The sequence below is a fragment of the Staphylococcus sp. EG-SA-2 genome, assembly GCF_017152085.1.
The window spans coordinates 1-10011 of sequence record NZ_JACYHC010001160.1; the positions used below are offsets into that span (position 1 = coordinate 1).

Annotated in this window: 8 protein-coding genes; all 8 read left to right on the plus strand. The window is 33.9% G+C overall.

All coding sequences use genetic code 11. From position 1 onward, the window contains the following. Positions 1-397: ATP-binding cassette domain-containing protein (locus tag IDG60_RS19135; protein ID WP_164826293.1), on the plus strand; the 397-nt coding region annotated here is incomplete at its 5' end. Positions 398-410: 13 nt separating this feature from the next. Next, complete coding sequence (locus IDG60_RS19140; RefSeq protein ID WP_000826669.1) at positions 411-1382, plus strand: ABC transporter substrate-binding protein; 972 nt, start codon at positions 411-413, stop codon at positions 1380-1382. After that, entirely contained in the window at positions 1379-2140 is a 762-nt protein-coding gene (locus IDG60_RS19145; protein WP_000197961.1) for an ABC transporter permease, read from the plus strand. The genes IDG60_RS19140 and IDG60_RS19145 overlap by 4 nt, the downstream gene beginning before the upstream one ends. Before the next feature lie 12 nt (positions 2141-2152). Further along, positions 2153-3184: an acyl-CoA/acyl-ACP dehydrogenase gene (locus tag IDG60_RS19150; protein ID WP_000171645.1), complete on the plus strand. Its 1032-nt coding sequence runs from the start codon at positions 2153-2155 to the stop codon at positions 3182-3184. 216 nt (positions 3185-3400) lie between these two features. Next, positions 3401-3760 (plus strand): Na-translocating system protein MpsC family protein, encoded by a 360-nt coding sequence (locus IDG60_RS19155; RefSeq protein WP_001092004.1) that lies wholly within the window; start codon positions 3401-3403, stop codon positions 3758-3760. A 173-nt stretch (positions 3761-3933) separates the two neighbouring features. After that, positions 3934-4959: an NAD-dependent formate dehydrogenase gene (locus tag IDG60_RS19160; RefSeq protein WP_000706135.1), complete on the plus strand. Its 1026-nt coding sequence runs from the start codon at positions 3934-3936 to the stop codon at positions 4957-4959. 385 nt (positions 4960-5344) lie between these two features. Further along, positions 5345-6595 (plus strand): MDR family MFS transporter, encoded by a 1251-nt coding sequence (locus IDG60_RS19165; protein WP_000826862.1) that lies wholly within the window; start codon positions 5345-5347, stop codon positions 6593-6595. Between the two features lie 446 nt (positions 6596-7041). Then, on the plus strand, positions 7042-10011 hold a 2970-nt coding region (locus IDG60_RS19170), incomplete at its 3' end, for an amino acid adenylation domain-containing protein (RefSeq protein WP_206161070.1).

Consider the following 10011-nt stretch of genomic DNA (forward strand, 5'->3'; position numbering starts at 1 on the left):
CAGGGGAAAGCATTTTCCCGAGCAACTGTCCGGGGGTATGAAACAACGTGTGGCACTATGTCGAGCGCATGTGCATAAGCCTAACGTTATATTGATGGATGAGCCATTAGGTGCATTAGATGCATTTACACGTTATAAACTTCAGGATCAACTAGTGCAACTAAAACATAAAACGCAATCAACTATTATTTTAGTGACGCATGACATTGATGAAGCTATTTATCTTTCCGACCGCATTGTTCTGTTAGGTGAAGGGTGCAATATTATTTCTCAATATGAAATTACAGCATCACATCCACGCAGTCGTAATGATAGCCACCTACTTAAGATTCGTAATGAAATTATGGAAACATTTGCATTGAATCATCATCAAGTTGAACCTGAATATTATTTATAAGGAGTGAGTGACGATGAAAAGGTTAAGCATAATCGTCATCATTGGAATCTTTATAATTACAGGATGTGATTGGCAAAGGACGTCTAAAGAACCGTCTAAAAATGCCCAAAATCAGCAAGTGATTAAAATTGGATATTTGCCGATTACACATTCAGCTAATTTGATGATGACTAAAAAATTATTATCACAATACAATCATCCGAAATATAAACTAGAATTAGTTAAATTCAATAATTGGCCAGATTTAATGGACGCATTAAACAGTGGTCGTATTGATGGTGCATCAACTTTAATAGAGCTAGCGATGAAATCAAAACAGAAGGGCTCAAATATAAAGGCTGTGGCATTGGGCCATCATGAAGGCAATGTCATTATGGGACAAAAAGGTATGCACTTAAATGAATTTAATAATGGCGATGATTACCATTTTGGTATACCACATCGTTATTCAACACATTATCTTTTACTTGAGGAATTACGTAAACAATTAAAGATTAAACCGGGGCATTTTAGCTATCATGAAATGTCGCCAGCAGAAATGCCAGCCGCATTGAGTGAACACAGAATTACAGGGTATTCTGTAGCCGAACCATTCGGTGCACTGGGTGAAAAGTTAGGCAAAGGTAAGACTTTGAAACATGGTGATGACGTTATACCTGATGCGTATTGCTGTGTGCTAGTACTGAGAGGGGAATTGCTTGATCAACACAAGGATGTAGCGCAAGCATTTGTACAAGATTATAAAAAGTCTGGCTTTAAAATGAATGATCGCAAGCAAAGTGTAGACATTATGACGCATCATTTTAAACAAAGTCGTGACGTTTTAACACAGTCAGCGGCATGGACATCCTATGGTGATTTAACAATTAAGCCATCCGGCTATCAAGAAATTACGACATTGGTAAAACAACATCATTTGTTTAATCCACCTGCATATGATGACTTTGTTGAACCGTCATTGTATAAGGAGGCATCGCGTTCATGACACGTCCCACAAATAACAAATTTATATTACCTATTATCACATTTATTATTTTCTTAGGCATTTGGGAAATGGTCATTATTATTGGGCATTACCAACCTGTATTGTTACCTGGTCCTGCTCTTGTAGGAAAAAGTATATGGACTTTCATTGTTACTGGAGAAATTTTCCAACATTTAGCAATTAGTTTATGGAGATTTGTAGCGGGCTTTGTTGTCGCATTGTTGGTTGCTATTCCATTGGGCTTCTTGCTTGGAAGGAATCGTTGGCTATACAACGCTATCGAACCGCTATTTCAATTGATTAGACCGATATCTCCGATAGCATGGGCACCATTTGTTGTTCTATGGTTTGGTATTGGTAGTTTGCCAGCGATTGCGATTATTTTTATCGCTGCTTTTTTCCCAATTGTGTTCAATACTATTAAAGGCGTTAGAGACATTGAACCTCAATATTTAAAAATAGCGGCAAATTTAAATTTAACTGGGTGGTCATTGTATCGCAATATATTATTTCCCGGGGCATTTAAACAAATCATGGCTGGGATACATATGGCGGTAGGAACAAGTTGGATATTTTTAGTTTCTGGTGAAATGATTGGTGCACAATCGGGATTAGGTTTTTTAATCGTTGATGCACGAAATATGTTGAACTTAGAAGATGTTTTAGCAGCAATATTCTTTATCGGATTATTTGGTTTTATTATTGATCGATTCATTAGTTATATTGAGCAGTTTATACTTAGAAGATTTGGTGAATAAGGAGAGATGATGATGACTTTAGAAACGCTTATCAAAGAACAATTAGATCCTCATTTAGTAGAAGTTGATGAAGGGACGTATTATCCGAGAACATTTATTCAACAATTATTTGTAGATGGTTATTTCGGTGAGGCGGCATTGAGAAAAAATGCTGAAGTAATCGAAGCTGTATCGCAGTCTTGTTTGACAACAGGATTTTGTTTATGGTGCCAATTAGCTTTTTCAACGTATTTAGAAAATGCCACGCAGCCACATTTAAATAATGACTTACAACAGCAATTGTTATCTGGAGAAATATTAGGTGCTACCGGATTGTCTAATCCGATGAAGTCATTTAATGATTTAGAAAAGTTGAACCTTGAACACACTTATGTTGATGGACAATTGGTTGTCAGTGGACGTATGCCAGCTGTAAGTAATATTCAAGAAGACCATTATTTTGGTGCGATTTCGAAACATGAATCATCAGATGAATTTGTCATGTTCATTCTACGTGCCAATCAAGATGGTATCACTCTCGTTGAAAAAACCAATTTTTTAGGGGTCAACGGGTCAGCAACGTATCAAATCACATTGAATCAAGTCGTAGTGCCACAATCACAAATCATCACGCATGATGCGAAGCAGTTTGCGGCAACTATTCGCCCGCAATTTATTGCTTACCAAATTCCAATAGGATTAGGCTCAATTAAAAGTTCTTTAGAGTTAATTGATGCATTTTCAAATGCGCAAAACGGAATAAATCAATATTTAGAGTATGATGTTGAAGCTTTTAAAAAACGTTATCGTCAACTTAGAGAGGAATATTATGCAATATTAGATGACGGTAACTTAACTTCACATTTAAGTGAATTAATATCATTGAAGAAGGACATTGGCTATTTATTGTTAGATGTAAATCAAGCTTCTGTCGTCAATGGTGGTTCAAGAGCGTACACACCATATTCGCCACAAGTTCGCAAGTTAAAAGAAGGATTCTTCTTCGCAGCATTAACGCCGACATTAAGACATTTAGGTAAACTTGAAGCAGAGTTGAAGGGGTAAGTGTGATAAGCTGATTTTTTGTTTAGATGCGTTTGTTGAAACATTTTTTAAAATAATATAAATCTTAGTTTATAAACATTTTCTGTTAATTTGTTATATCCTTTTAACTAGGAAAATATACATTTCGTAATAATAATAATCGTTATCATTGAAAAAGTGTTAATAAGGTGTATAATGAAAATGTGAACAATTAATGAACTTCTTATTTTAAAGAAGGTGAATACTATAGATACGCATACTAAAGAACAACAATTCTCGAATCTAGTAAGATCTTATCGTAAAGAATACGTGGGTAAAGGACCCAATAGTATTCGAGTGTCGTTTAAAGATAATTGGGCGATTGCACATATGACAGGTGTTTTGAGTAAAGTTGAGAGTTTTTACCTAAACGACAAACGCAATGAATCAATGCTCCATTATACACGCACAGAGAAGATTAAACAGATGTATAAAGAAATAGATGTAAATGAGATGGAAAGTCTTGTAGGCGCTAAGTTTGTAAAATTATTTACAGATATTGATTTGAATGATGATGAAGTCATTTCAATATTTGTTTTCGATAAGTCAATAGAATAAGTGTTGCTGGTGTAAGGTACACGGTGCTGTTTGCTAACTTCGCTTTGAATTTAACAATAATTCAAGGGGGTGGTATGTCAAACGGTGCCGTTTTTTTTGTCATATTTTTAAAACAAGCAACATGCAACACGTACTTTAAGGAAGTCAAAATTTATCATTTAGGAGAGATGGATATGAAAATCGTAGCATTATTTCCAGAAGCAGTAGAAGGTCAAGAAAATCAATTACTTAATACTAAAAAAGCAATAGGATTAAAAACATTTTTAGAGGAAAGAGGACATGAGTTCATTATATTAGCAGATAATGGTGAAGACTTAGATAAACATTTACCAGATATGGATGTGATTATTAGTGCGCCATTTTATCCTGCATATATGACTCGTGAACGTATTGAAAAAGCACCGAACTTGAAATTAGCAATTACAGCAGGTGTAGGATCTGACCATGTAGATTTAGCGGCAGCAAGTGAACACAATATTGGTGTCGTTGAAGTTACAGGAAGTAATACAGTTAGTGTGGCAGAACATGCGGTTATGGATTTATTAATACTTCTTAGAAACTATGAAGAAGGTCATCGTCAATCAGTAGAAGGTGAATGGAACTTGTCTCAAGTAGGTAATCATGCGCATGAATTACAACACAAAACAATTGGTATTTTTGGATTTGGTCGAATTGGACAACTTGTTGCTGAAAGATTAGCGCCATTTAATGTAACATTACAACACTATGATCCAATCAATCAACAAGACCATAAATTGTCTAAATTTGTAAGCTTTGATGAACTTGTTTCATCAAGTGATGCGATTACAATTCATGCACCATTAACACCAGAAACTGATAACTTATTTGATAAAGATGTTTTAAGTCGTATGAAAAAACACAGTTATTTAGTGAATACTGCACGTGGTAAAATTGTAAATCGCGATGCGTTAGTTGAAGCGTTAGCATCCGAGCATTTACAAGGATATGCTGGTGATGTTTGGTATCCACAACCTGCACCTGCTGATCATCCATGGAGAACAATGCCTAGAAATGCTATGACGGTTCACTATTCAGGTATGACTTTAGAAGCACAAAAACGCATTGAAGATGGAGTTAAAGATATTTTAGAGCGTTTCTTCAATCATGAACCTTTCCAAGATAAAGATATTATTGTTGCAAGTGGTCGTATTGCTAGTAAAAGTTATACAGCTAAATAGAATAAGGATGCTGGGCTAGCGATTAACGCTTTCAATTTTATATAAATGAATCATATAAGCACTACTGCTGTTGTAAAGATGGCAGTAGTTTTTTTATGATTACATCTAAGTATAGTCACGGCTATGTTAGGACAATGATTTAACATTTACGCACATATGTGTTCACTTACGCAATTATTGATAAATTTCATTCATTTGGAATAATATATAGTCATATAGTGCTAATTTTTTTGAGGCATTATATGCAAGATGCATTGTAAAATCGATGCATTTGTTTGTTAAATAACTTTGTATAACTAAAAATTCTTTGTTTCAACGTATAATCTAATAATAGATTTTATGTAAATGGTAGTGTGTATATATGTGGATAGGGGTGTAGTTATTAATGAAACGCTTAAGTACGACTTTGAAAGTACGATTGATTAGCAATTTTTTACAGCTAATTATTACGACAGCATTTATACCGTTTATAGCACTATATTTAACAGATATGTTAAGTCAATCAATTGTCGGTATATATCTTGTTGGTTTAGTGGTTCTAAAATTTCCATTGTCCATTATATCTGGTTACCTTATTGAGATTTTTCCGAAAAAGTTGCTAGTACTTATTTATCAAGCGACGATGGTGATAATGCTTGTGTTCATGGGCGTATTTGGGTCACATCAATTGTGGCAAATTATTGGTTTTTGTGTTGCATATGCCATATTTACAATCGTTTGGGGATTACAATTTCCAGTTATGGACACATTAATTATGGATGCAATTACCGAAGACGTGGAACATTATATTTACAAGATTAGCTATTGGATGACGAACTTATCGGTAGCTATTGGGGCATTGTTAGGTGGCTTGATGTATGGCTACAGTATGTTACTACTTTTCTTAATAGCAGCTTGTATATTTTTAATTGTACTCTTTATTTTATATATTTGGTTACCTCAAGACCGAAATCAAGTAAAGCAAAGTGATGACAAGAGGCATGCAAGTCGTTATCAAAAATTACAAATAATGAATATATTTCGCAGTTATAAATTAGTTTTGAAAGACCGTAATTATATGTTATTGATTTCGGGGTTCAGTATCATCATGATGGGTGAATTTTCAATCTCCTCATATATTGCTATTAGACTAAAGGATCAGTTTGAAACAATAAGTATAGGTTCATATGATATTACAGGTGCTAAGATGTTAGCAATCTTGCTAATGATTAATACGGTCGTCGTCATTTTACTCACGTATTCAATCTCGAAAGTTGTATTGAAAATAGATTTTAAAAAAGCTTTAATCACTGGTTTGCTGATTTATATTGTTGGCTATAGTGGTCTAACCTATCTTAATCAGTTTGGCTTATTAGTTGTTTTTATGATAATTGCGACTGTAGGTGAGATTATTTATTCGCCTATAGTTTCAGAACAACGCTTTAAAATTATTCCTAAAGCTAAAAGAGGAACATATAGTGCAGTTAATGCATTAGGTATTCATTTTTCAGAAACACTAGCTAGGTTAGGGATTGTGTTGGGTGTTTTCTTAACGTCATTACAAATGGGACTGTATATGTTTATCGTTTTAACAATTGGTGCTAGCATGCTTGTTGCTGGTGTATTTGGGGGACAAAAACAAGTGAATACAAATTGAATTTATTTAAATATTTATTTTATGCATCTTTTTATATGGAAAACCTATTAATTTGGTCGTAATTAAAATAGAGATAAATTTATTAAGAATTTGTTGAAATTTAAGGATAACAATTGTTTTATGCGAGTTGTTTGTTTAATATAAACTTGCTTCATGGATATTTTGTAACAACAATATTGAGTTTGCAATGAGATGTGAACAACAGAAAGTGATTAACGAGTTGTAGTGTGCTATTTATCGAAGATGTATGTAATTTACATTGAAAAATATACCAATTGTAACGATGATACAAGATGTATTTTAGGGTAGAATATATCGCTCATATGTTGCGAATGGTGTTTTATATTAATCATTACATAACGAGTTAATTAACATTTCGTCGGTTATCATATCATCATGCAATTTCAGTAAGTAATGAGTATTATGATATGAAAGAAGGACTTTTTATGATTATGGGTAATTTGAGATTTCAACAGGAATATTTTCGTATATACAAAAATAATACAGAATCAACGACACACCGTAATGCGTATTGGGTTAAACTCGCTAAAAATGTTGAAGCTACTAAAATGATGTATGCATTATCGACAATTGTGCAACAACATGCATCTATAAGACATTTTTTTGATGTTACTACCGATGACAATTTAACAATGATACTTCATGAATTTCTGCCTTTTATTGAGATAAAACAAGTTCCATCTTCTTCCGCAAACTATGATTTAGAAGCTTTTTTTAAGCAAGAATTAAGTACTTACCATTTTAATGATTCACCTTTATTCAAAGTTAAATTGTTTCAGTTCGCTGATGCTGCATATATACTATTAGATTTTCATGTGTCCATTTTCGATGATAGTCAAATTGATATTTTTCTTGATGATTTATGCAATGCATATCGTGGCAATACTGTTATTAACAATACTCGACAGCATGCACATATAAATAGAAATGATGATAAAGACAATCAAGATGCATCGCATATAGCATTAGACTCAAACTATTTTCGGTTAGAGAATAACTCTGACATCCATATTGATAGTTATTTTCCAATTAAGCATCCATTTGAACAAGCTTTATATCAAACGTATTTGATTGATGATATGACATCAATAGATATGGCATCGTTGGCTGTTAGTGTGTATTTAGCTAATCATATAATGAGTCAACAACATGATGTCACATTAGGTATACATGTACCATCACATTTACCAAATGATTTACACGGAAATATTGTGCCGTTAACGTTAACAATCGATGCAAAAGATGTATGTCAACGTTTTACAACAGATTTTAATAAATGTGTGTTGCAAAATATGTCGCAATTACAGTGCGCGAAGTCTTCGCTTTCACTAGAGACTATTTTTCATTGTTATCATCATATGATGTCTTGTTGTAATGATGTTATTGAGGATGTACATCAAATACATGATGCACATACATCTTTAGCGGATATTGAAATTTTTCCACATCAACACGGGTTCAAAATTATATATAACAGTGCAGCATATGATTTGCTCTCAATCGAGACGCTGAGTGACTTAGTTCGAAATATTTATTTGCAAATTACTGAAGAAAATGGAAATAAACGAACAACTGTAGATGAACTTAATTTGATGACAGAACGTGATATTCAATTATATGACGATATCAATTTAAGTTTGCCTGAGATAGATGATGCGCAAACAGTTGTTACCTTATTTGAGCAACAAGTTGAAGCAACGCCGAATCATGTCGCTGTGCAATTTGACGGAGTGTTTATAACATATCAAACATTGAATGCACGCGCGAATGATTTAGCACACCGTTTGAGAAACCAGTATGGTGTTGAACCTAATGATCGTGTCGCTGTCATAGCTGAAAAAAGTATTGAGATGATAATAGCGATGATAGGTGTGTTGAAAGCTGGTGGGGCTTACGTGCCAATTGATCCGAACTATCCAAGTGATCGTCAGGAGTACATTTTAAAAGATGCAACGCCTAAAGTTGTAATAACGTACCAAGCTTTATATGAAAATGGTAAACAAAATATTAATCACATTGATTTGAATAAGATAGCGTGGAAAAATATTGATAATCTTTCTAAATGTAACACGTTAGAAGATCATGCTTATGTTATTTACACGTCGGGGACAACTGGTAACCCTAAAGGGACACTAATTCCGCACCGAGGTATTGTTCGCTTGGTCCATCGAAATCATTATGTACCATTAAATGAAGAGACGACAATTTTGTTATCAGGAACTATAGCCTTTGATGCTGCAACATTTGAAATATATGGTGCATTGCTCAATGGTGGAAAGCTGATTGTTGCTAAAAAAGAACAATTATTAAATCCAATAGCGGTAGAACAATTAATCAATGAAAATGACGTTAATACTATGTGGTTAACCTCCTCATTATTTAATCAGATTGCTAGTGAACGAATAGAAGTATTGGTACCGTTAAAGTATTTATTAATTGGTGGAGAAGTATTGAATGCTAAGTGGGTGGATTTGCTTAATCAAAAACCGAAGCATCCTCAAATTATTAATGGTTATGGACCAACTGAAAATACAACATTTACAACGACGTATAATATACCTAACAAAGTTCCAAATCGTATTCCTATTGGTAAACCGATTCTGGGTACTCATGTTTATATCATGCAAGGCGAGCGTCGGTGTGGCGTTGGTATTCCTGGAGAATTATGTACAAGTGGCTTTGGGTTAGCTGCAGGTTATTTAAATCAGCCAGAATTGACAGCAGATAAATTTATCAAAGATTCAAATATAAATCAGCTGATGTATAGAAGTGGTGATATCGTTCGTTTGTTACCCGATGGCAACATAGATTATTTATATCGAAAGGACAAACAAGTTAAGATTCGAGGGTTTAGGATTGAGTTGTCAGAGGTTGAGCATGCGCTCGAGCGTATACAAGGTATTAATAAAGCAGTTGTTATTGTTCAAAATCATGATCAAGATCAGTATATCGTTGCTTATTATGAAGCGATGCATACATTATCACATAATAAGATTAAATCACAATTACGTATGACCTTACCGGAGTACATGATACCAGTTAATTTCATGCATATTGAGCAAATTCCTATTACTATTAATGGGAAATTAGATAAGAAGGCATTGCCTATCATGGACTATGTCGATACGGATGCCTATGTAGCACCGAGTACAGATACCGAACACTTGCTATGCCAAATTTTTGCAGATATTTTACATGTGAATCAAGTAGGTATTCATGATAATTTCTTTGAATTAGGTGGCCATTCATTAAAAGCAACGTTAGTGGTGAATCGGATAGAGGCATCTACTGGGAAACGATTACAAATTGGTGATTTATTACAAAAGCCAACTGTATTTGAACTAGCACAAGCGATTGCTAAGGTTCAAGAACAAAACTATGAAGTGATTCCAGAA

Excerpts from the sequence above, each read along its gene's own strand:
- IDG60_RS19140 (WP_000826669.1), top strand. The coding sequence starts at position 411 with ATGAAAAGGTTAAGCATAATCGTCATCATTGGAATCTTTATAATTACA.
- IDG60_RS19145 (WP_000197961.1), top strand. The coding sequence starts at position 1,379 with ATGACACGTCCCACAAATAACAAATTTATATTACCTATTATCACATTT.
- IDG60_RS19150 (WP_000171645.1), top strand. The coding sequence starts at position 2,153 with ATGACTTTAGAAACGCTTATCAAAGAACAATTAGATCCTCATTTAGTA.
- IDG60_RS19160 (WP_000706135.1), top strand. The coding sequence starts at position 3,934 with ATGAAAATCGTAGCATTATTTCCAGAAGCAGTAGAAGGTCAAGAAAAT.
- IDG60_RS19165 (WP_000826862.1), top strand. The coding sequence starts at position 5,345 with ATGAAACGCTTAAGTACGACTTTGAAAGTACGATTGATTAGCAATTTT.